The 21,995-nt window shown below is 47.1% G+C and carries 17 protein-coding genes; 9 read left to right on the plus strand and 8 right to left on the minus strand.

Annotated features, from left to right (window positions below):
• Positions 1-19: 19 nt before the first annotated feature.
• The 4 genes from V1225_RS03980 to V1225_RS03995 all read left to right on the plus strand — a co-directional run bounded on the left by V1225_RS03980 (position 20) and on the right by V1225_RS03995 (position 4,453).
• Entirely contained in the window at positions 20-1,006 is a 987-nt protein-coding gene (locus tag V1225_RS03980) for an ABC transporter ATP-binding protein (RefSeq protein ID WP_251631292.1), read from the plus strand.
• Complete coding sequence (locus V1225_RS03985) at positions 999-1,958, plus strand: oligopeptide/dipeptide ABC transporter ATP-binding protein (RefSeq protein WP_251631293.1); 960 nt, start codon at positions 999-1,001, stop codon at positions 1,956-1,958. The genes V1225_RS03980 and V1225_RS03985 overlap by 8 nt, the downstream gene beginning before the upstream one ends.
• 67 nt (positions 1,959-2,025) lie before the next feature.
• Positions 2,026-3,525: an ABC transporter substrate-binding protein gene (locus V1225_RS03990; RefSeq protein WP_251631296.1), complete on the plus strand. Its 1,500-nt coding sequence runs from the start codon at positions 2,026-2,028 to the stop codon at positions 3,523-3,525.
• A gap of 94 nt (positions 3,526-3,619) precedes the next feature.
• Positions 3,620-4,453 (plus strand): hypothetical protein, encoded by an 834-nt coding sequence (locus V1225_RS03995; protein ID WP_161908325.1) that lies wholly within the window; start codon positions 3,620-3,622, stop codon positions 4,451-4,453.
• A gap of 285 nt (positions 4,454-4,738) precedes the next feature.
• Here V1225_RS03995 and V1225_RS04000 read toward each other — a convergent pair whose 3' ends face one another.
• On the minus strand, positions 4,739-6,667 hold the full coding sequence (locus V1225_RS04000; RefSeq protein ID WP_338547613.1) for a CocE/NonD family hydrolase: 1,929 nt from the start codon (positions 6,665-6,667) through the stop codon (positions 4,739-4,741).
• A gap of 37 nt (positions 6,668-6,704) precedes the next feature.
• The gene (locus V1225_RS04005; protein ID WP_338547614.1) at positions 6,705-8,120 is read right to left on the minus strand and encodes a hypothetical protein; all 1,416 of its coding nucleotides are present in this window, start codon (positions 8,118-8,120) and stop codon (positions 6,705-6,707) included.
• 250 nt (positions 8,121-8,370) lie between these two features.
• Here V1225_RS04005 and V1225_RS04010 point away from each other — a divergent pair, with 250 nt between their 5' ends.
• Both V1225_RS04010 and V1225_RS04015 read left to right on the plus strand, forming a co-directional pair.
• Entirely contained in the window at positions 8,371-8,970 is a 600-nt protein-coding gene (locus V1225_RS04010) for a GntR family transcriptional regulator (protein WP_338547615.1), read from the plus strand.
• A 58-nt stretch (positions 8,971-9,028) separates the two neighbouring features.
• Entirely contained in the window at positions 9,029-10,402 is a 1,374-nt protein-coding gene (locus tag V1225_RS04015) for an aminopeptidase (RefSeq protein WP_161908329.1), read from the plus strand.
• A gap of 167 nt (positions 10,403-10,569) precedes the next feature.
• On the opposite strand, the gene V1225_RS04020 is transcribed toward V1225_RS04015, so the two are convergent.
• The gene (locus tag V1225_RS04020; RefSeq protein WP_338547616.1) at positions 10,570-11,799 is read right to left on the minus strand and encodes a M20/M25/M40 family metallo-hydrolase; all 1,230 of its coding nucleotides are present in this window, start codon (positions 11,797-11,799) and stop codon (positions 10,570-10,572) included.
• Positions 11,800-12,209: 410 nt separating this feature from the next.
• Between V1225_RS04020 and V1225_RS04025 the strand changes: the two genes are divergently transcribed.
• From V1225_RS04025 to V1225_RS04035, 3 genes are read left to right on the plus strand one after another with little or no spacing between them, the layout of a single operon-like run.
• Entirely contained in the window at positions 12,210-13,943 is a 1,734-nt protein-coding gene (locus V1225_RS04025) for an amidohydrolase family protein (RefSeq protein WP_338547617.1), read from the plus strand.
• A gap of 7 nt (positions 13,944-13,950) precedes the next feature.
• Positions 13,951-14,412, plus strand: a complete 462-nt coding sequence (locus V1225_RS04030) for a RidA family protein (RefSeq protein ID WP_251631306.1) — start codon at positions 13,951-13,953, stop codon at positions 14,410-14,412.
• A gap of 14 nt (positions 14,413-14,426) precedes the next feature.
• Positions 14,427-15,926 (plus strand): carboxypeptidase M32, encoded by a 1,500-nt coding sequence (locus V1225_RS04035; protein ID WP_251631308.1) that lies wholly within the window; start codon positions 14,427-14,429, stop codon positions 15,924-15,926.
• A gap of 102 nt (positions 15,927-16,028) precedes the next feature.
• On the opposite strand, the gene V1225_RS04040 is transcribed toward V1225_RS04035, so the two are convergent.
• The 5 genes from V1225_RS04040 to allB all read right to left on the minus strand — a co-directional run bounded on the left by V1225_RS04040 (position 16,029) and on the right by allB (position 21,955).
• Positions 16,029-17,246 carry an AraC family transcriptional regulator gene (locus V1225_RS04040; protein WP_338547618.1) on the minus strand — a complete coding sequence of 406 codons (1,218 nt, stop codon included), beginning with the start codon at positions 17,244-17,246 and terminating at the stop codon, positions 16,029-16,031.
• A gap of 62 nt (positions 17,247-17,308) precedes the next feature.
• Complete coding sequence (locus V1225_RS04045; protein WP_338547619.1) at positions 17,309-18,718, minus strand: cytosine permease; 1,410 nt, start codon at positions 18,716-18,718, stop codon at positions 17,309-17,311.
• 1 nt (position 18,719) lies between these two features.
• The gene (locus V1225_RS04050; protein ID WP_338547620.1) at positions 18,720-19,937 is read right to left on the minus strand and encodes a M20 family metallo-hydrolase; all 1,218 of its coding nucleotides are present in this window, start codon (positions 19,935-19,937) and stop codon (positions 18,720-18,722) included.
• The gene (locus tag V1225_RS04055; RefSeq protein ID WP_338547621.1) at positions 19,934-20,590 is read right to left on the minus strand and encodes an aspartate/glutamate racemase family protein; all 657 of its coding nucleotides are present in this window, start codon (positions 20,588-20,590) and stop codon (positions 19,934-19,936) included. Before V1225_RS04055 ends, V1225_RS04050 begins: the two co-directional genes overlap by 4 nt.
• Entirely contained in the window at positions 20,591-21,955 is a 1,365-nt protein-coding gene (gene allB, locus V1225_RS04060) for an allantoinase AllB (protein WP_338547622.1), read from the minus strand. It abuts the gene before it with no gap.
• Between the last annotated feature and the right edge of the window lie 40 nt (positions 21,956-21,995).

A 21,995-nucleotide genomic window follows, 5' to 3' on the forward strand; every position in this document is an offset into this window, starting at 1 on the left:
GAAAGGATCACATTGCCATATGAATAATAGAAAACTGTTAGAAGTAAAAAATCTCGGCGTTGAGTACCGGACAGATTTGGACACCGTGTATGCCGTGAACAATATCGATTTTGAACTGGATTATCAGCAGACGCTGGGTCTGGTAGGCGAAACTGGCGCAGGAAAAACCACTACGGCGCTGAGCATTCTGCGGCTGCTGCCGGATAGAGTGGGTCATATCTCCAGCGGAGAAGTCATTTTAGAGGGTGAAAATCTGCTGGAAAAGACGGATTTAGAGATGCAGCTGATTCGCGGGGAGAAAATCAGCATGATTTTCCAGGATCCGATGACCAGCTTAAACCCGATTATGCCGATTGGAGATCAGATTTTAGAAGCGCTGAGTCTGCACAATAATCAGAACAGAACCCAAAAGGAAATGGAAAAGCGGGTGGAGGAAGTGCTGGAGTTGGTAGGAATTCCGGCATCCAGAAAGAATGAATATCCGCACCAGTTCTCCGGCGGAATGAAACAGCGCGTTGTCATTGCTATCGCTTTGGCATGTGAACCTGAGCTTCTGATTGCCGATGAGCCAACTACGGCTCTTGACGTAACCATTCAGGCGCAGGTTCTCAGCCTGATGAAAGAGCTGAAAGAAAAGCTGCAGACCTCCATGATTATGATTACGCACGATTTGGGCATTGTGGCACAGACCTGCGATAAAGTCGCTGTCATGTATGCCGGTGAGATTGTAGAAGCCGGAACGGTCATGGACATTTTTGCAAAGGAGAAGCACCATCCGTATACCGATGGACTCTTTGGCAGTATTCCGAAGATTGCAGTCAGGGAGCGCCGGTTAAAGTCCATCAAAGGGATGATGCCGGATCCGACTGATTTGCCGAAGGGCTGCAAATTTTCACCACGCTGTGAAAAGTGTATGAACATTTGCAGACAGCAGGAGCCGCCTGTATTTGAGGATGGTACGCATAAGATTAAGTGTTTCCTTTACGGAGGTGAAGACAATGAGTGATAAGACGCCTTTAATCGAAGCAATTGATATTAAGAAATATTTCCCGGTCAAAAAGCATATGCTTCACGCCGTAGACGGATTAAGCTTTCAAATTGAGAAGGGAAAGACTCTGGGCGTGGTAGGCGAATCCGGATGCGGTAAGAGCACCCTGGGAAAGACCATGATTCGTCTGATTGAGCCGACCGGCGGTAAGATGCTGTTCAAGGGGGAAGACGTGTTTTCCATGAAGGCAAAGGAAATGCGGGAGATTCGTAAAAAGATTAATATCATCTTCCAGGATCCTTACGCATCTCTCGACCCACGTATGTCCGTGGCGGAAAGCATCATGGAGCCGTTGCTGCTGACCAAGCTTTATCCCAATAAGCGTGAGGCAGAAAAGAGAGTTAAGGAGCTGATGGATATCGTAGGTCTCAGCGATCGAGTCAGACAGTCTTATCCCCATGAGTTGGATGGCGGCAGACGACAGCGTGTGGGCATCGCAAGAACGCTTTCGGTAAACCCGGAATTTGTCGTATGTGACGAGCCAGTTAGCGCGCTGGATGTAAGTATTCAGGCGCAGATTCTGAATCTGCTGATGGATTTGCAGGATGAATTGGGACTGACATATATGTTCATCACCCACGACTTATCGGTTGTGCGCCACATTTCCGATGATATTATCGTGATGTATCGCGGTGTGTGTGTAGAACAGGCTAGCAGCGATGAGCTTTTCGCGAATCCATTGCACCCGTATACCAAGGCGCTGCTTGCTGCGATTCCAAATCCGAGTGTAGCCGGCATTGGCAAAGAGCCTATGATTCTGAAAGGAGAGGTATCCTCTCCGATTGATCCGGGAATCGGCTGCAGATTTGCGGGACGCTGCGAATACTGCAGTGAGGCGTGCTTGGCACAGGACATTGTGATGACGGAAGTGACGCCGGGACACAAGGTTGCCTGCTGCATGCATTACTAAAGTGATATACGGCACAAAGCTGATATTAAATATGAACGATCATCAAGAAAACTAGGAGGTAAGTAAGATGAAAAAACGAATTTTAATTTCATTCCTCTGTTGTTTGCTGGCAGTTACCATGCTGACAGGCTGCGGCGGGGACGACTCGCAGGGAAGCGGAAAGAATCCGGAGGAAATCACTATTTCCTACGAATACAAATCCCCGCTGAATCCATTTGACTATTCTACGGATTTGACAAGAAATATTGTGGATAATTTGATTAGAGTCGATCGTGACAACGGAGACAGCATTACAGGAATACTGGCAGAATCCTACGAGGTATCAGACGATCAGCTTGAGTGGACCTTCCATCTTCGCGACGCGAAATTCTCCGACGGCAAGCAGGTAACGGCAGACGACGTAGTTGGATCCTTAGAATATGCGCTGAGCACACCGACCGGCGCAGTAAACTATGTGGGTTATTCTGCGGAAGCCAAGGACGAAAAGACTGTTGTCATTAAACTGGCAACCATGAGTCCGAATGCAGCATATTACATTTCTACAATTCCGGTCATCAATATGGAAAAATTCAAGGAACTGGGCGATGAAAAGTATTTCGCTGAAATGATTGGAAGCGGCGCTTATATGCTGGAAAGCTATGACGAAGCAACAGGTCTTGCCATTTTAGTCGAAAATCCTGAGTACTGGGGCGAAGCGCCGTCTATTAAGAAGGTAACCATGCGTTACATTCCGGATTCAAATACTGCTCTGATTGCGCTGCGTAACGGCGAGGTCGACTTTACGGATATTCCGTCTTCTACTTGCAAACAGGCAAGCGGAGATGACAATCTAAAGGTAGAATTCGGCAGACAGACGCTGGGCAACTATATCATCTTCAACACAGAAGCTGACCAGGTGAAAGATGAGAAGCTGAGACAGGCAATCCTGTATGCCATCGACTGTGACGGTCTGGCTAAAATGTCCGCTGTTGAGGGGGACTATGCAGTAGAAAATTGCTTCTATCTAGATACATGGGGCATTGATAAGGAAGGTATTCCTACCTATGGCTATGATCCGGAAAAAGCAAAGGCACTGATTAAAGAAGCTGGTCTGTCAACACCGGTAGATCTTGGAGAAATCAAGATTACAGGTGATCAGGCATCTATGTGGGAAGCAATCCAGCAGAGCCTTGCTGAGGTTGGCATCAATATCAAAGTAAGCTCTGTAGAAACCACAGTTTGGCTTGAGAGCATTTGGAAAGGCGACTTCAAAATGGGCGCAATGACAAATTCCGAAATGATATCCTTTGGAGACGTTTGTGAAAATTTCCACAGTGAAGGAATTGAACTGGGCTACAACCTGTGCAGATACAATGACGCGACGCTGGATAAGTACATCGATGCAGCCAGATTCTCCACAGATTCTGAAACGCAGATGAAGAACTTCAAAGAAGTAGCGAAAATTATCAACGAAAAGGCACTTTGGGCAGATCTTTTCCACTATGGACGTATTTACGCTATGAATAAGAACCTGAACGCAAAAGTTGAAGACCCTAATATCTACTTCAATGAAATGAGCTGGAATTAAGTTCAGATTTAGATTATAATTGCAGGAAGAATGACTCATTGTAAAATGGGTCATTCTTATCATCGCACAGAAAAATGAGAGGAGATAAAAGAAGATGAATACAAAGGATATAATGAATATTGCCCTGAAGCTGGCAGGGATTACGGAAATTCCGGAGGACAGCGATATCAATGTACCGTGTGAAGATGTAAAACGGGTGCTGGCGGGCGTAGATATCGATTCCGCGGAAATTCTCGCGGCAAGCATGAAAGGCTACGACTGCATTCTGCGCCATCATCCGCGGGGCTATCGGATGGCGAACGTAGGAGAAATGGAAGTGCGCGACCATATGAAAATGATGGTGGACAACGGTGTGCCTGCCAATATCGCGCAGAAACTCGCGGCGCCGAGAAAACAGAGAATGAATCGCTCCATGCATATGCTTAATTTGGTTGGACAGGTACAGTTTGCGGAATTTCTGGGCATGGGCTATCTGAGCATTCATACACCGGCCGATTTGATCTTTGAAAACGCCCTGAAAGAGCGCATGAAAAAGCTGGAAGCGGAAAAAGATGCGGCAAAGGAAGCGGTAACCTGCGGTGATATCATCGAAAATCTCCTCGAAATTCCGGAGCTTTCCAAAACTCCAATCAAGCCGGAAATCTGGATTGGGAATGAAGACAGCTTCGCCGGTAAAATTATGGTAACCATGGCAGGCGGCGGCGCGCCGACGGTAGAGGAATTCCTTGCCTGTGTGAACGCCGGTGTGGGAACTATCCTGACCATGCATATTGAGCGTGAGGAAATTGCGGAGCTGGAAAAGGACGGCCGTTGCAATGTTATCGTAACCGGCCATATTCCAAGCGACGCTTACGGCATCAACCGCATTACGGAAGAACTGGAAAAACAGGGCGTTGAAGTTGCCAGAATCGGCGGACTGGTGTACTAGAGCGTTCCCACAAGGCGGAGACGAAAAAGAACTTGGAATTGCAGGAGAAACAGTTGTATGAAAAACAGAGCGCAATTGCAATCGCATTAAAAGCGGCAGGCACTGACCCTGAGCAGATTTCAGAGTTAACAGGACTAAGCGTAGAGGAGATTACTGAATTATAATCGAGATAGAGGGTTTCATAAAAAGAGATAACAGACAGAGGACGCAGGGTTTCACCGGAATACTTCTGTCTGTTTTTGAATTTCTTTCGCCTATTTTTGCATAGGTTTGGTCACTCTCTTATTAGTTTGCTGAATTCGGAAAGGACAGCAGCGGAATTTGCGCGCGGATACTGTTTGTTGGAATTTCAATTCTGGTAACGGTATCCGGTCTTTGGGTGTGCTGCGTATCGATGCCGTACAGAATTAGAGCCAGCTGATGGCCTTTTTTCAGGCTGTGGTCTGTCGGAATCATATCAAAGCTGTAATGCATGGTTTGACCGGGGATGATTTCCTCCTTGCTGTAGAGACAGGTTCGATTCTGTGCGTTGAGGAAGCCGCGGCTGATTACCTTGTAGGCTGACGGATCGCTTTCTCTGCCGAAGACGAAGCAGCCATTTTCCTTGACAGGAATTTCGCTGACCGGAATCTGTTCGGTGGTGAATCTGCAGTCCTGCCCGATATCCACCAGCATAGCGCTGAGGATGGCAGTTTTTTGATCTATCGCCGCATCGAAGGATACTTTGACGGTTCCGGAAATGCGAAGCTCCGGTGCGTCAAAGTCAGCCACTTCTGAAGAGGCGTCCGCCTTCCAAGGGTTCCAGAAAAATCTGCAGCGGTACGCTGCCTTTTCATCTTCGTCGAGGATCAAGTGATCCAGCCATTCCTTCTGGTTATTGGCTTCCTTGTCATAGACCGTGGCGGACAGGTCGTCAATGATGACTGTGATATCCTGCGGCGCAGCGGCTTTAATCGGAAAATCCTGGTAGGACCAGCTTGCAGGCGGCCAAGTGTCAGAGGTGAACCAGAAAGACTGGTCTGTGTTGCTTTCCACAAGAACCTTCGGCTCCTTCTCGACGCCGTTGTCAACCCCTTTCAGGTAGTGATCCAGCCAGCGGTCCAGCATCGGCGTGACGTCTGCATCCTTTAGAGCATAGACGTGGGAGTGTTCCCCTTGGTGGAGGAGCAGCTTTCTCTCTATGCCATTTCGCTCCAGCGCCTGAAAGAGCTGGACGCATTGGTCGGTTTTTACGTTCCAATCGTTAATCCCATGGATGATAAATGCGGAGGCTTTGAAGCTGCTAATCTGATTGAGATAATTGCGCTCATCCCAGAACAGATTGTAATTACCGGAATTGCGGTCTTCACATTCTACCATATGTTCCATCTCGGCGGCATAAAGGTCTTTTACCTGTTCGTAGTCAGAATCCTTCGCTCTGCTGAAGCAGAATTTTGCCAGGGAGTCGATGTCTTCTCCCTGACAGCCGATACCGCAAGTGACAAGTCCATTGGTGCGGTAGTAGTTATACCAGTTACAGATGCCGGCTTCCGGGATGATGGTTTCCAGCCCTTCGACCCCGGTAGCCGCAACGCCGATTGCCATGGTGCCCAGATAGGATTTTGCGATCATGGCAATTTTTCCCGTGCACCAGTCAGCTTTTATTTCGATGTTGTCGGTTCTGTTGGTAAAGGCGCGGCATCTGCCGCAGAGCCAGTCGATGACAGCACGAAACGCCAGAATTTCTTCACGGGAGCCGGTCAAAAGCAGTCCCTCAGAGCCTTTTGTGCCCAGACCGCCGCAAAATATGGTTGCGTATCCCCTCTGGTTAAAATGGTTGTAAATCCGGTTGAGATCTTCCGGCTCCTCTTGCGGGTCGCAAGGGGAGGTCTGTGCAAACCCGCAGGTTTTGCGGGGCTGCACGGCAGAATAGACCGGCTCTTTAGAAAAATCGAAACGGATTTCCTCTTCGGAAATGTTCTGGGTCGGATAAACCCTTACATCCTGATTGACAGGATAGGGCACGTACCAGTCCTTGTTGCAGTCCAGCAAATAGGGATCGGCTTCGTAGACAACGGGAACCTTTTCGCCGTAGAGGGTAGAGACCGGACGTTTGATGTAGACGGCAATCAGATCGTATTTGCCGTCCTTGTCTGTATCTACCGGAGTCTCTACATAGACCCGTTCAAAGAATACTTCTTCATTTATGGTATTTGTTTGTGTGACAGTCATCATTGTAAGTTCCTTTCTTGTATCGTGTGCGTGGGAAGAATCAAATGCTCTGCGCGATGAAGGTGCGGATATCTCGTTCCAGATTTGCTGCGGCCTTTTCGTTTGTGTAAATCATGTGACCGCCCTCGTACTCTCTCCGGTAGATTCGCGCCTGATCAAGACCCAGCTGAGAAATGATATAGCGGGCGTATCCCGCGCAGGTACATAAGTCAAAGTAGCCGGTTGCGAACATCACGTGCAGGTTCGGATTTCTGCGCATAGCAGCTGCGAGACTCTGCGCCGGCGTACGGCCGCATTTGTAATTCCAGCTGAAATTAGAAGCGATATTGGTGGTGATGTAAGCTCGATCCAGACCAATTTGCAGTTTTTTCTTGAAATGGGAATGGAAAAGAGCGGTATAGGACGGAGTGGATTTTGCCATAGACGGATCGTCAAAAGAGTCTCTTGGACCGATTTGATCGGACAAAGGCAGGGTCACGCGGCTGTCATATCCTCCAGCTTCCAGCCCGCGGTCGCGTATAACATTTGAGAGGAATGCTTTCGTATCGGGTTTCAGACCGTTTTGTCGGAGGCAATCTTCAGAGAGCCCGGTAAAATAGCTGAGCTTTGAAGTGGCGGCGCTTTTTTCCGCAGGCGTCATATAATCTCCCAGCAAAAGCGCGTGGGCGTATTCCCCGACAGAAAACTGGTACGCTTCCTCGACAAAGTCCTCCAAAGACGTTTCGGTGATTTTGTTGTGATAGTGATTGGCGGCGGCATAGGACGGGAGTTTCAGTACAGTCGGCTCGACATAGAGCGGACCGTGGGATTCCTCCACATGGAACGTAGAGCCCATCATGATAATTCCGTTTAAAGAAATGCCGGTGAACCGCTTTACAGCTACACCGCCCATGAGTAGATCGGCAAGAACCGCGGAACGGAGGGTGCCGTAGCTTTCACCACACAAAAAGTGAGGAGAGTCCCAGCGCTGATATTTGCTGAGCCAGTGTTCGATGAACAAGGCCAGCGACATGGCGTCTTCTTCTACGCCGAAAAATTCACCCGCAGCCTCCGGGGTGAAGAGCTTGCCGAACCCGGTCTCTACGGGGTCGATGAGGACAAGGTCGCAGAGATCCAAGATGCAGTGGGGATTTTCCTCGACCGCATATGGCGGCACAACGGGGGAATCGCCGGTCTTGCTGACTTTGGCTCTGTCTGTGCCGAAAAAGCCTACGTGCAGCAGGTGAGAGGAGGAACCTGGTCCTCCGTTATAGACAAACAGAACCGGGCGATTTTTCGTATTCTTTGCGTCGGTTCGAAGATAAGTATAAGAAAAAATGCAGGCGGCAAGATTGCCGTCCTTGCCATCAATCATCGTTTCCTCGGAAATTGTTTGGTAAGGGATGCTTTCTCCTTTGATTGTGGTTTTTCCCTCAAAAACAAAGCGTTTCCCGGGTTCTTTTTCTGAAATTCTCATTGCGTTACCTCCTGATAATTGTATAAAAATCGGTTGACAAAACACAAAAAAAGTATTAATATATTAATAGTATATCTCTGGTGTTTAAAAATGTCAACGCAATGAGGTGAATTTTTTATAGAAATATTTGGCAAAGTTTTCATGTTGATAAGACAAAAGAAAGAGGACGTGATATACTGGATACAGCGAATATAAAGGAAGACAAGAGGTGATATTTCTACGGAACTATTGCCCTTTTGGAGGTTGTAAAATGAAAAAATCAATGGTCGAAAGAATCTATAAGGAACTGAAAAACCAGATTCTGAATCAGACCTTTACGAGAGAGGTCTTTTCGGAGATGGATCTTGCGGAACAATTTCAGGTCAGTAAGACGCCGGTGCGCGAAGCGCTGAATATTTTATGTTCAGAAGGCTTTATCGCACGGTATCCAAGCTTTGGCTATGTGCTGAAGGATATGACACCGATGGAATATAAGGATATCAGTGAAATTCGATACATTCTGGAAGCAGGAGCAGCAAAGATTATCATCGAGCTTTGCAGTGATGACGAGATTCGGCAGCTTTACGATACGCTGCAGGCGCCTGCGGATGTTTCCCACAACATCGTTAACCTGAATTTCCACAGCAAGCTGGGCGAGCTGACCAAGAATCAGATTTTATATAATGAAATTACCCGCATGACAGAGGTGATGGCACGTCCCGGACAATACGTGGACGTTAAGATAAAGCGCAGCGGTGAGTCCTGGCACGAGAAGATTATCGAAGCACTGCTGGCAAGAGATTTGAAGGAAGCGCAGCGCTGCATCAAACAGGATCTTGTCTATATCGCCAAGAATGAAACCACAATCTAAAGAGCGGGTGCGTACTGAGGCAGCAAAGCAATACAGCTGATAGTATAAGGAGTCAGAAATGGAACGGAAAAACATTTGGGAAAATTTTAGTGAAGAAGACCGCAAGGGCGTTGAGACCTTTGCGCAGGACTATATGGAATTTTTGTCTGCTGGAAAGACGGAGAGAGAATGCGTATCACAGGCGGTTTTGGCATGTGAAGCGGTAGGATTTCGCAATCTTTTTCAGTGTGATGCGCTCAAAGCCGGAGACAAGGTGTATGTCAATCACATGGGAAAATCTTTTATGATGTTTGTAATTGGCAGCGAGCCTTTGGAATACGGCATGAACATTCTGGGCGCCCACATCGATTCCCCGCGCATTGACGTGAAGTCTAATCCGCTGTATGAGGACAGTGACATTGCGTATCTGGACACCCACTATTACGGCGGAATCAAGAAATATCAGTGGGTAACCATTCCCCTTGCGCTCCACGGCGTAATCGTCAAAATGAATGGGGAAACCATAGAACTGCACATCGGCGAGGATGAAAAGGATCCGGTATTTTCCATTTCCGATTTGCTTCCGCATCTTGCAAAGGACCAGATGAGCCTAACTGCTACCAAGATTGTAGAAGGCGAGAATCTGGATTTAATCGTCGGAAGCCAGCCGTTGAAAGGGGAAGAAAAGGATGCGGTCAAGGCGAATATTTTGGCGTTGTTAAAAGAAGCCTACGGAATCGAGGAAGAGGATTTCCTCTCTGCTGAACTTGAAATCGTGCCGGCAGGAAAGGCACGCGATATGGGGTTTGATCGCAGCATGATTCTCGGATATGGACACGACGACCGTGTTTGCGCATATCCGTCTATGCGGGCGGTGATGGATTTTGAAGGCGTTCCAAAGAGGACGATTTGCTGCATCCTTACGGATAAGGAAGAAATCGGCAGCGTCGGCGCGACCGGCATGGACAGCCGTTTCTTTGAAAATACTGTGGCGGAAGTGCTGGCGAGAACTGGCGCGCATAGTGACCTGATGCTAAAACGCACACTGGGGAACAGTTTCATGCTTTCCAGCGATGTGTCGGCGGGCTTCGATCCGCTCCACGCAGGTGTATATGAGAAAAAGAATGCGGCCTTCCTCGGAAAGGGAATGTGCTTCAACAAATATACAGGATCCGGCGGCAAGGGATTTTCGTCGGATGCGAACCCGGAGTTTATTGCCAAGCTGCGGGCTGTAATGAATGAAAACAAGGTATCCTTCCAGTTTGCTGAAATCGGCAAGGTGGATCAGGGCGGCGGCGGTACCATTGCCGAAATGTGCGCCAAGTACTGCATGAACGTAATCGACGCAGGAATCGCCGTGCTGTCCATGCATGCGCCTTACGAAATTGTATCCAAGGTGGATGTGTACGAAACCTATCGCGGTTACAGAGCATTTCTGAAAGGAATTAAATAAAAAAGCTTCATCAATACCATCCTTTGATTGTTTGGTTTACAGAAAGGGCTGCAGACATTAGCGGAAATAACCGTTAATTGTCTGCAGCCCTGATTTATTTTATGATACGAGAAAAAAAGAGGGCTTAACGCCCTCAGAGAGAAAAATGCTGCTTGCTGCTATGAGAGTTATGCAAGCGGTTCGCAAACATCTTTGATGCCTGTCATCATGAGCGCAATCAGCATGATGGACTGCGGCCCCTTGTGCATGTCGGTGGTATCGAAAAATTCGTCCAGAGAGTGGATACCGCCGTGCATGCCGCCGGTGCCCAGTGTGACTGCCTGAATGCCGGCGCGAATCGCGGCGCCGGAGTTGGAGTTTCCGGTTTCCGTGACTAGAGGCGTCTGTCCGCTGATTTCGGAGATGACCTTGTAGGCAGCGCCGCAGATTGGATTATCCGGGTTCTGTGGCGCAGGGGAAAGCGCTTCATTTTTGATGATTTCAAAGGTTACAGGAGGCTCTTCAAAACGCGCGTTTTCTTCGGCGCAGGCTTCTTCAGCGATTTGTCTGATTGCTGAAGAAGCCTGCGCCATCCCTTCGTGGGTGCAGGCGCGAACCTGGATGTTCAATTTTGTCAGGCTGGTGGTGCAGCCCTGGCCTTTATGCGGGTCGGAGGTGATGTTGTCTACCAGTAGGAAGGTTCTTTCCTCCTGCTTGTACTCGGAGAATTTAACGGCTGCTCTTGCCGCTGCGGTCAGACAAGGAGAGTATTTCCTCAAGCTGAAGCGTTCTTCCATGCTTCTGAAGCGGATTTCAAAATCACATTCGCTGCTGGCGCCGTAGGCAAACCAGTGGGAGCCTGCGCAGTCAAGAGAAATTACCGCGTCAAAGGTGTTTTCGGCGATGAATTTGTGCATGCCGAAGATGCCGGGTTCTTCTTCTACGATGCCGGCAAAGTATAGGTCACCGGTGGTTTCGATGCCTTCGTGATTCAAAGCCCGCAATACGCTGAGCATGGCGGCAAGACCGCTGGCGTCGTCCGTGATACCAGGCATGTATACTTTGTTGCCTTCAAATTTTGGCTCTAGCTTGGTATAGAGAGGAAAAACCGTATCGGTATGGGCGTCGATTAGAACCTTGGGTCCGTTGCCGGTTCCTCTGCGCACGCCGTAGACGTTGCCGAAGCGGTCTGTTGTGATATCGGTCAGTCCGTACTGGCGGAAATAGTCCTTCATCGCGTTAGCGCGCTCTTCCTCGTGATAAGAAAAAGCAGGAATCTTGGCAATCGCAATCTGCTCTTCCAACCGCTTTTCCTGATCCGGTACTAAAAAGTCAAAAGCCTGTTTTACCTTTGGATTGGATTTGACGGTTTCGTATGTTTTCTGGACAGCGTCGCTGACCTTTATTTTTTCGCTCATGGTGAACCTCCTTATGTGCAATAAAATTCACAACAAAATATATCTTTAATATATTAATAATATCATTCAAGCATTCTTCTGTCAATATAGGTTGGACAAAATTTTCACCGTAAAGGCACAAAATGGATTCATTTATAATTTTGTGGCAATCCATACTGTACATCGGTGCAGATTCTTCTGACTGCGGTCTTTTTACAATAGACGTTTGTTTTTATGCGTCTGCCGTAAGAAATGCGGCAGCAAACGGTTTACTTTTTGCGGGAATGCTGATATAATAGAAATATAATTTTAATATATTAATAGATTCAGCGCTGCATCACCGGCGAAAAGCAAAGAGCGAAGTGCGAATGCTAAATCATAAAACGCAGATGCAGACGCAAGAAATTTGAAAAGGGAAGGTCGTATCATCTATGTATGATTTAGTTATCAAAAATGGAACGATTGTTGACGGTACTGGGCGCAGTGCTTATCGGGGCGATATCGGCATCAGAGATCAGAAAATCGAAAAAATTGGAGATTTGCAGGATGTGCAGGCGCATGCTGTCATCGATGCAGCAGGAAAAACTGTAACGCCTGGCTTTATTGAGCCGCATTCTCATGTGGATATGACGTTGCTGTTTCATCCCTCCATGGAAACTTATCTGATGCAGGGGGTAACGACTGTGGTTTCCGGAAACTGCGGTCATGGAATGGCGCCAATGGGAAATGAAATTTATCGGTGCGCGGTGGATGCGGATAGAAGGGCGACTGAAGAGCTGGAGCCTGAATTCTTTGGAAGTATGCCACCAATCTTTATAAATCAGAAAAAGATAAAGCCCTTATTAAAGAAATATTTTGATGTTGACCTGGACTGGCATACCTTTGAGGAATTCAACAGAAAATGCGAGTCTCTTCCAATCGACTGCAACATCGCGCCTCTTGTGGGACACAGCGCAATCAGAAACACGGTAATGGGGGCAGACTGCAGGCGCGAGGCTACAGAAAAAGAATTGCAGGAGATGGAGCGGCTGCTTAGAGACGCGATGGAACAAGGCGCGTTCGGCTTTTCCACAGGCAGAGACCCTGCCTATGAGCCTTCTGTTTATGGAGACGATGCGGAAATCATCCGGCTTTTGAAAATTGTCAAAGAATACGATGGAATTTTCTCTTCACATACAGCTAACTTTTTGGATGGCACCTTTGATAATATGACAGGCTACAGAGAGTTTTTTAGGCAGGCAAACGCTGCTGCAGTAAGAGCGAATATTTCCCATGTGCAGCTGATGGCCGAGGATCGAAAAGGCGCGGTAGAGGAAGCGCAGAATATCATCAAATACTTTGAGGAAAACGAAGCCCAGGGACTGGACTTTTCCTACGATGTAATTCCAATTGCGGATGCCAGTTTCGTGCTTTGTCCATATCTTGCCTCGGTGTTTGCGCCTTTTGTGCGGATGCTGGGAACACGGAAAAGATTGGCAGAATGCCTTGCTGTACCTGATTTTCGGGACATGGTGCGTGCCGTGGTTGAATCGGGCATGCTGCCGTCTATCGATACCAGACAGTCTGACGGTATCTTTGGCAGGTTTTATATTGCAAAAGCGAAAAACAAGAAGCTGGAAGGAAAACTGATCAGCGTGCTGGCAAAGGAGGCACGCGAAAATCCGCTGGAATATGCCATGAAGCTTCTGACAAAGGATCCAAATATCCGGTGTGGAATGAGTTTTCAGCCTTGCAGAAAAGCCTATGATATCTTGATTAATCACAGATTTGCCATGCCTTGTATTGACGGTAGCAGTACGGACAAGGATACCAGCTACAGCTTGTCGCCGGAACTTCCAGAATATCCGGCACCGTTTTATTATAACGGGATGATAAGCTGCGTTGTGCACAGCAAAAGACCTCGATTTGAGGACACCATCAGGCAGATGACCGGATTTGTCGCAGAAAGATTTCAGATTCCAAAACGTGGAGAACTGAAGGAAGGAAATTTTGCCGATATTTTAGTCATGGATCGCATGAGACTCCAAAGCTATGAGCTGGACGAAAATGAACGTAAATATCCGGATGGACTGGACTATGTTGTTGTAAATGGCGCCGTGACCATTGAGAAAAAGAAGCATCTTGGCGTGGCCTTTGGTCAAGTTTTGAGAAAGGAAAAGAAGTAATAAAATCATGCAGATTGAAAAAAGAATGGAAGCACTCGGCATTCAATTGCCGGAGTCATATACCGCAATTGCAAATTATGTGCCTGTGACCCGAAATGGAAATATCCTGTATCTTTCCGGCACGGGTCCAAGTGTGGGTAGAGAAGCGATTTACAAGGGAAAGCTGGGAAGAGATATCAGTATAGAGGACGGATATCAGGCGGCACGCCTTTCCGCGATAAATGTTTTAACGATGCTGAAGCAGGAACTGGGGGACTTGGATCAGGTCGATCAGATTCTGAAGATGACAGGCTACATCAACTGTACCGAAGACTTTACGGGACAGCCGTCGGTTTTGGACGGTGCGTCCGACCTGTTTGTGGATGTATTTGGCGAACACGGAAAGCATGCCCGCGCGGCAATCGGTATCAATGCGCTGCCGATGTCTTTACCGGTAGAAATCGAAGTTATTGTAAGATGTAAAGAGTGAAAAGGAGTACGCTTATGAAGCGGAAGGAACAGATAGCGGCGTTAAAAGAATACCAGAAAAAGCGCAGAGCATTCTATCATATGTCAAATCTTTTGGCTTATGACGCTTCTGTGGCGATGCCGCCCGGTGCGGTAGAACTCATGGGGGAAACCATGGGCGTCATCAGCGGGCAGCTGCATAGTCTGCAGACTGCATCTTCTACGAAATCGCTGTTAAACGATTTGTACGAAGCTAGAGAAGAACTGGATTTACAAACGCGCCGCGAGGTGGAGGAACTGCATTTGGAGCAGGAAAAGATGGAAAAGATTTCGGAAAAAGAACTTGTTGCCATGGAAGAAGCAGAAAATCTGGCGACGCATGCTTGGGAACAGGCAAAGACAGCAAATGATTTTTCGATCTTTGCGCCCCATTTGGAACAGGTCATTGCCATGAAAAAACGCTATGCAGCCTGTGTGGCGCCGGGCAAAGATGTGTATGAGGTTCTTCTAGATGAGCATGAGCGCGGTATGACAAAGGCGCAGCTAGAGCCGTTTTTTGATGCGCTGCGCGAAGAACTGGTGCCTTTGTTTAAGAAAATCGGACAGAAGGAGCAGCCGGACCTATCCTTTCTAAAAGGATTGTTTTCCATAGAAAAGCAAAGGGAGCTATCTGAAAAAGCCATGGATCTGATGGGGATTGACAAGACTCGCTGCACCCTTGGGGAGACGGAGCATCCATTTACGATTCGCTTTTCCAAAAATGACGTGCGCATTACCACCAAGTATCTAGCGGAGGATGTGATGAGCAATCTCTACAGCATCGTTCACGAAGGCGGACACGGACTGTATGAGCTTTCTATCGATGATGCGCTGATTCGCTCGGTACTGGGCGGCGGCGCTTCAACTGCGATGCATGAAGCTTCGGCGCGTCTTTGGGAAAACTGCATTGGACGCAGCCTGCCGTTTTGCGAGGCGCTGCTGCATCTTTTGCGGGAAGTTTTTCCGGAGTCCTTTGAAGCGGTGGACGAGGCGGATTTTTACCGCGCAATGAACGCAGCAAACGCAGGTTGTATCCGTATGGACGCAGATGAATTGACCTATCCGCTGCACATCATGGTGCGCTATGAAATTGAAAAACGCATTTTTGCGGATGAAATTTCTGTCAGTGAGATTCCGGTCGAGTGGAATCGCCTGTATATGGAATATTTGGGAGTAGAAGTACCTGACGATGCCCATGGCGTGCTGCAGGATATGCACTGGGCCAGCGGCGCTTTTGGATATTTTCCAAGCTATGCGATTGGCACTGCATATGCTGCCCAGATTTATAGGGCGCTGCAAAGAGAGGTAGATATCAAGGCGTGCTGTCAAGCAGGTGACCTCAGCAAGGTACGGCAGTGGCTCACCGAAAAAATCTACCGATACGGCATGCTTTATTCTGCACAGGAACTTCTTGAAACGGCGTGCGGGACGCCGTTTGAGCCGTGCTGCTATGCCTCCTATCTGAAAGAAAAATACGAGACACTGTACGGGATTTGATTGCTGTAATCGTGTGCTCTGTGTTTCTTAAAAGCGCTGCAAATCCTGGAGATGCAGAAAAAGCCTATCTGCTTGAGCGCGTGATAGGCTTTTTTGATGTTTTTACAGGATAACATACAGCTCGATGGTCCATTTTCCACAGACAACGGCTTTTACTTCTGATTCTGCGGCGGTTAGGTGCCAAACTTCTCGTCTGGTGCCAATCAGTTTCTGCAGATAAGGAGACTGTTTTAAAAGCGCTGCTGCCGCCATACTTTCTACATGTTGGTTCAGACTGTCATCAATGTACAAAATGACACCTTTTTCCAAACCAGATGCGCCTTCGAGGGTGAAGGTATAGGTTTTGGTATCTTCGTGGAATCCGTGATACGTAAATCGTCTGATTCGCTGACCATCTTGGGCAAGAGAGATTTTAATATTCGTTTGCGCAGTTTGCTTTCCAAGGGAAGACACAATTTCTTGCAGCTCTTCGATATTCAGAGTTTCCTTTGACACTTCCTGTGGTTTACCTTTATACAAAGACCGGAACTTTGACGGCAGGCAGCCAAGGAAACTGGAAAACACCTGATTGTAGTATCTTACAGAGGAAAAACCACTGGTTTCGGCGATATAGGTCAGCGTATAATCTGTATCTAGAAGCTGAATGACAGCATTAATCGTTCTGTAATAGTTAACGATTGTGTGAAAGTTTTTCTCCAGCTTTGCGGTAAACTCCCTGGACAAATAAGGGATACTCAGATATTCGCTTTGCGCGATATCTTTAAGTGAAATTTTGTTTGTTACGTTGGCAATCATATAGGAGCTGATGCGCTGAAATCGTTCTTTGCTGATATTTTCCTGCTGGTTTTCAGAAAAGATATGTCCTACATCGTCGAAATGCTCCATAATATAATGCAGCAGATTCAACGCTTTTTCATGGGCATCAGCAGATGAAATACCTTTGTGCGCATCCAAGGCAAAATATAGCAGCAGTGCGGCGAGTGAGTCTATATGCTCTTTTCTCGCGGCAGCGCCAAAGAAATTGCAGATGTTGCAGTTGTAGGTAACCCATTCAAAATTCATATTGGTGCACTGCAGAAGCTTATCATCAAAGCAAAAATATAGAACTCTGCAGGAATCGTTTTCTGCCTCCATCATAACAGGTTCTTTCACGTTGAGAATTTCAAGCTGTCCTTCATACAAGGTCTGCTTGCCTGCTACAGTTGAAAATTGTAATCGTCCTGACACAATATAGATTAAGGTCAGTTTTTTACAGATATGAAAAGGAATCTGACTGATGGAGGCGATTCCCAGTTTGCATATACCTGGATAGTTTAACATATGAATCCTCTTTATTAATTTCCCTAATTACACTGCAGCAGCGTGTTTTTGCACATAAGATTCTAGTTTATTTCTGCTTGTGGATATTTTTTGATAATCCATGTCTTCATCAGAATAATATATAAAATTCCTGAGAGAAACAGATTGGCAAAGAATTGCGCGTCACCCAAATTCCAACAGATGACTGTTGTTGCAACAAGCGAGATGATTGCCGCCGGATTTATATTTTTGAAATATTTGTATTGACCGTTCAAGTCATATAAATCTTCCACGTTGATTTTTCTCTTTCTGAGAAAGTAATAGTCGCTGATCATGATGCCTGCAACAGGCGCGAGAAGGTTTCCTATGATGACCAGAACGTTGGTCATAGATTCCGCAGCAGACCACGGACGCATTGCCAGACCGATGAGACCTGCAATCACTACACCCATTGCGAAAGAAATCTTTTTGGGAGCGGTGTTGGTAATGGTGTACGCCGCTGGAAACAGATTGGCAGTATCATTGGTACACCAAGTCGAGACAAGGATAAATAGCAGACAGATGATCAGCGCCAGATCACTTCTTCCAGCGTTGATTGCCACTAGGATTTTAGCCGGATCGCTGTAGCCTGTTGTGACAACACCGACAATCCCAATGAAGGTGTAGAATAATACTGCTGGAATGATGCCGATTAACTGTGACGGCAGATACTTTCGCGTGACTTTTCCGAGTGTAGATACTTCCTCTGGCGAAATGGTGCAGTCACGGGTAATATCCATAATCGAAATACTCATGGTTGTCCAGCCGCCTGTAAAGCTCAGCGCCGCAAACATGAAAGAGCATTCTTTTTCGGTCGAACCGGACATGGTCCAGATCTTTGCAAAAGAAAGACCAAAATCGGTAAAAGCGACATAGGCAATGTAAATGCCTACGGCAATCAGCATTGGAACGGCCACCTGACTCAATCTGGTTACTGCTTTGATGCCTAATGTTGTATGCAGAATCTGTATTAGACCTACGATGATAATCCACAGGGTCAGGTTATCATATCCAAATCCTACATGAATGATTTCGTTCATGGCAGACGCGGCTACCCATGTCTGAAAACCGAACCAGAACATGGCGGGAACAGCTCTGAAATAAGGAATGATAATGGCGCCAGCATATCCAAAGGACGGTCTTAACGAAACAGCAAATGGAATCCCGTATTTTATGCCGATATCCTGCGTAAAGAATAAAATAATGAATAGCAGTAAATGGCCTACAAGACAGGCAAGCAGAACCTCCCAGGCAGGAATCATTTGGTATAGCTGTGCCGCTGACATAAAAATGGTTACTTCGATTGCCATGGCGAACCAAATCGCAATCAGCTTATTTGGTGTAACGGTTCTCTTATCATAAGGACATGGAAGGATATCTTTTCCGGTCAATACGCTGCTTTTCTGCTTGATATCCTTTATTTCCAGTATATCATATTTATTTTGTGCCTTCATCTTATTTTTCCTTTCTCTGCCAAACGGCCTCTTTCATATAGGCTTTCATCAGTGCATAGCCCGGCGCGATATCCTTAAGGGATGTAAATTCATCGGGCGAATGGCTGATTCCGTCTTTGCTGGGTACAAAAATCATATTGGTTTTTATCTTCGGTGCGATAATCTGTGAATCATGTCCCGCACCGCTGGCAATTTTCGTCCAGGCAGCATTCTGTTTTTCGGCGAGTGTTGCCAGAGTGTCAATTCCTTCTGTATCCATCGGGGCGGGTGGTTCCTGACAAGCGTAGACAAGCTCCGGCTTATACGCAGGAAACTTTTCTAAGAGCGATTGCAGCATTTCCTTTGCTTCATCCAGCAAAAGCTGATCGCCTGAACGAATATCAAAGGTTAAGGTTACCTTGCCCGCGATTACATTGCTTTTTCCTGGTTCGACAGTGATATTTCCAATGGTGCAGACCAAATCGCTGCCCTTGGAAAGAGCCCAATGGTTCAAAATCTCGATGAATGAGGCGGCAGCAGGAACTGGGTCGCAGCGCAGACTCATTGGCGTGGTACCCGCGTGATTTTGCAACCCATGAAATATAATATCTCCTACTAAAAGTCCGACGATTGTTGTTACGATGCCGATTTGCTGCTTCGTTTTTTCTAAGACGCCGCCCTGTTCAATATGCAGTTCCAGAAACTGGCTTACATCTTTGCGGGGCATTGGGAGTTCGCCGTTGTAATAACCGCAAGCGCTCAGCGCATCGCGCAGGGAAATACCATCGGCGTCCTGCTCCTGCAAATCTGAGTCACTTAGCATACCTGAAATTGCCCGGCTTCCTACGTAGCCGCTTAAAAATCTGCTGCCTTCTTCTTCACAGAGTGCAACAACCTCAAGTGTCATTTCCGGTGTTCCGTAGGCGCGGTATAGTGCGCTACCAGCGGCAATGGCTGTGATGATACCCAGAGCCCCATCATAGTGACCGCCGCCAGCAACCGTATCTCTGTGGGAACCTGTCAGAAAAACGGTATCGGTTTTTCCCTGAATTCGTCCATATAGATTGCCTACTTGGTCAAAGCGAGTCTGAAAGCCCGCATCTTCCATCCACTTCTGTAACAGAGCTACGCCGCTGCAGTCTTCGGGCGTATAAGAGGCTCTCCAGTAAAATCCATCTTTTACAGCGGTCTTCGCAAGACTTTTTATAGCATTTTCAATCCATTTTAACTCTTTATTCATTGCTGTTTCCTCCTGTAAGATACCATCATTTCTGCCATTTGAACTGATTCGCAGATGCCGTCGATGACGGGAATTCCTGCAGCTTCCGATAATCGTTTTCCTTTTCCTGCAAAAGCGGCACAGCCTAGAATTACAGCGTCGGCACCATCTTGCTTTCGGCATTGGTCAATGATCTGATAGATTCGCTCATCGGATGCAGTTACGGAATCTTCCACTGTGGAATTGATATAACGGATGGAAGCCAGATTTTCTGTATCACCTAAATCCCGAACACTTCCAATCCAGGGGGAAATATCCGACTCATCGCCGGAGGCAATAATGGAATATCTGCGGCCAGATAACCTGGCGAAAATGGCGCTGCTTTCGTAAAGACCGACTACAGGCTTTCTGATAAGTTCCCTGGCGGCGCGAAGACCAGGATCGGCAAAACAGCCGATGATAGCAGCGTCGAAGTTTGGTTCTTCCCTGATAAGCAAATCTGTTACAGACAGACCCGCTTTCAGCTCATCGTGAGAAGTTACAATCGCCTTTGGCACATTAGAGCAGTGAACAACATCAATTTGCAGTTTTTCCGTCTGCAAAGGAACTGTGGCAGCTCTTAAGGTTTCCGTTACGATAGCAGAAGAATTGGGGTTTACCAGTAAAATCCTCATTTAGTCCACCTTTCCCTCTGGCGCGATAAAGGTTCCGCTGCCTTTTTCTGCGAGAATGTCAGTCCCGTTATACACCTCTGTGCCGGCAACAATAGTATGGGTAATTTTCCCATTCACCTGCATACCGTGATAAGGACTCCACTTTATCATCTGTTTCAAATTTTCATCGTTGACCGTCCACATCAGATTTGGATTCAAAATCGCAAGATCCGCATCTGCGCCTACGGCGATTCGACCTTTGCGCGGATATAGATGATAACGCTTCGCGGCATTAGTACTGGTTAGCGCGACAAATTTTTCCAGAGATAGCCCTCTTTTGATAACGCCTTCGCTGAAAAAAAGCTGATAGCACAGTTCCAGACTTGTGACACCGGCAGGCGCAAGAAAGGCGTTCTCTTTACCTGCCATCTTTTCTTCGATGGTGTAGGTGGCATGGTCGCTGCAAATCCAGTCAATTTTGTCGTCAAAGATACAATTCCAAAGCTCTTCAACCCGCTCTTCTTGGCGAAGAGGCGGATTGCAGATACCAAATACACCGAGCGCAGGAAGCATGGAACGGTTCAGTACCAAATAGTGCGGACAGGTTTCTACTGACAGGTCAGCGCCTTGTTTTTTCGTTTGGCAAACGATGTCTACGGCCTCTTTTAAGGTACAGTGAGCGATATTGACGCTGCAGCCGGTCGCCTTTGCCAGCAGGCACATTCTGGAAACTGCTTCAAGCTCAGCAATTTCCGGTCTGCCGTCTGGATAGTCTTCCGGCTTTGTTTTTCCTTCTGCCTGAAGCCGTGCGGTACAGTATTCTACAATATCGTTGTTTTCGCAGTGGATTGCAAGGACGGTAGGGTAGTCTGCCAGAAATTTCATGCGTTCTAAGAGCTGTCCGTCGTCTAGCTTTGGGATTTCCGGGGAATAGGTCAGAAACGTTTTAAAAGCAACAGCACCACTTTCAAGCATTTTTTCCATTTCGTCCTCGTTGCTGGCAGAGCAGGCTCCAAAGAGTCCAAAATTTACAATTGCTTTTTGCTTTCCGATTTCTTTTTTTTCTTCAAAAGCTTTCAAGTTATCCGGAAGAGGAAAGGTCAGGGGATGCTCTAAAACTGTGGTGATTCCTCCTGCCGCAGCAGCGCAGGTTCCCGTATAGAAATCTTCGCTGTTGGTCAGACCGGGATCGTTGAGATGTACATGGGGATCGACAAATCCCGGCAGCACGTACTGCCCCTGCGCGTCAATTTCGCAGGAAGCGGTATCAGATTTGAGTGTTTTGCCAATCTGCGCGATTTTTCCGTCTTTGATAGATAAGTCTACTCGCTGCAGACCATCTTCTGTAATAACTTGTCCATTTTTGATTCGTAAATCATAATTCATAATTGTCACCTCCTAATCTCATTATAAATATCTGAAAATT

It is taken from the genome of Emergencia sp. JLR.KK010 (genome assembly GCF_037018265.1).
Taxonomy (GTDB): domain Bacteria; phylum Bacillota; class Clostridia; order Peptostreptococcales; family Anaerovoracaceae; genus Senimuribacter; species Senimuribacter intestinalis.

Excerpts from the sequence above, each read along its gene's own strand:
- V1225_RS04010 (WP_338547615.1), top strand. The coding sequence starts at position 8,371 with ATGAAAAAATCAATGGTCGAAAGAATCTATAAGGAACTGAAAAACCAG.
- V1225_RS04000 (WP_338547613.1), bottom strand. The coding sequence starts at position 6,667 with ATGATGACTGTCACACAAACAAATACCATAAATGAAGAAGTATTCTTT.
- V1225_RS04050 (WP_338547620.1), bottom strand. The coding sequence starts at position 19,937 with ATGAATAAAGAGTTAAAATGGATTGAAAATGCTATAAAAAGTCTTGCG.
- V1225_RS04020 (WP_338547616.1), bottom strand. The coding sequence starts at position 11,799 with ATGAGCGAAAAAATAAAGGTCAGCGACGCTGTCCAGAAAACATACGAA.
- V1225_RS04040 (WP_338547618.1), bottom strand. The coding sequence starts at position 17,246 with ATGTTAAACTATCCAGGTATATGCAAACTGGGAATCGCCTCCATCAGT.
- V1225_RS03995 (WP_161908325.1), top strand. The coding sequence starts at position 3,620 with ATGAATACAAAGGATATAATGAATATTGCCCTGAAGCTGGCAGGGATT.
- V1225_RS04035 (WP_251631308.1), top strand. The coding sequence starts at position 14,427 with ATGAAGCGGAAGGAACAGATAGCGGCGTTAAAAGAATACCAGAAAAAG.
- V1225_RS04030 (WP_251631306.1), top strand. The coding sequence starts at position 13,951 with ATGCAGATTGAAAAAAGAATGGAAGCACTCGGCATTCAATTGCCGGAG.
- V1225_RS03980 (WP_251631292.1), top strand. The coding sequence starts at position 20 with ATGAATAATAGAAAACTGTTAGAAGTAAAAAATCTCGGCGTTGAGTAC.
- V1225_RS03990 (WP_251631296.1), top strand. The coding sequence starts at position 2,026 with ATGAAAAAACGAATTTTAATTTCATTCCTCTGTTGTTTGCTGGCAGTT.
- V1225_RS04005 (WP_338547614.1), bottom strand. The coding sequence starts at position 8,120 with ATGAGAATTTCAGAAAAAGAACCCGGGAAACGCTTTGTTTTTGAGGGA.
- V1225_RS04055 (WP_338547621.1), bottom strand. The coding sequence starts at position 20,590 with ATGAGGATTTTACTGGTAAACCCCAATTCTTCTGCTATCGTAACGGAA.
- V1225_RS04015 (WP_161908329.1), top strand. The coding sequence starts at position 9,029 with ATGGAACGGAAAAACATTTGGGAAAATTTTAGTGAAGAAGACCGCAAG.
- V1225_RS04025 (WP_338547617.1), top strand. The coding sequence starts at position 12,210 with ATGTATGATTTAGTTATCAAAAATGGAACGATTGTTGACGGTACTGGG.
- V1225_RS04045 (WP_338547619.1), bottom strand. The coding sequence starts at position 18,718 with ATGAAGGCACAAAATAAATATGATATACTGGAAATAAAGGATATCAAG.
- V1225_RS03985 (WP_251631293.1), top strand. The coding sequence starts at position 999 with ATGAGTGATAAGACGCCTTTAATCGAAGCAATTGATATTAAGAAATAT.
- allB (WP_338547622.1), bottom strand. The coding sequence starts at position 21,955 with ATGAATTATGATTTACGAATCAAAAATGGACAAGTTATTACAGAAGAT.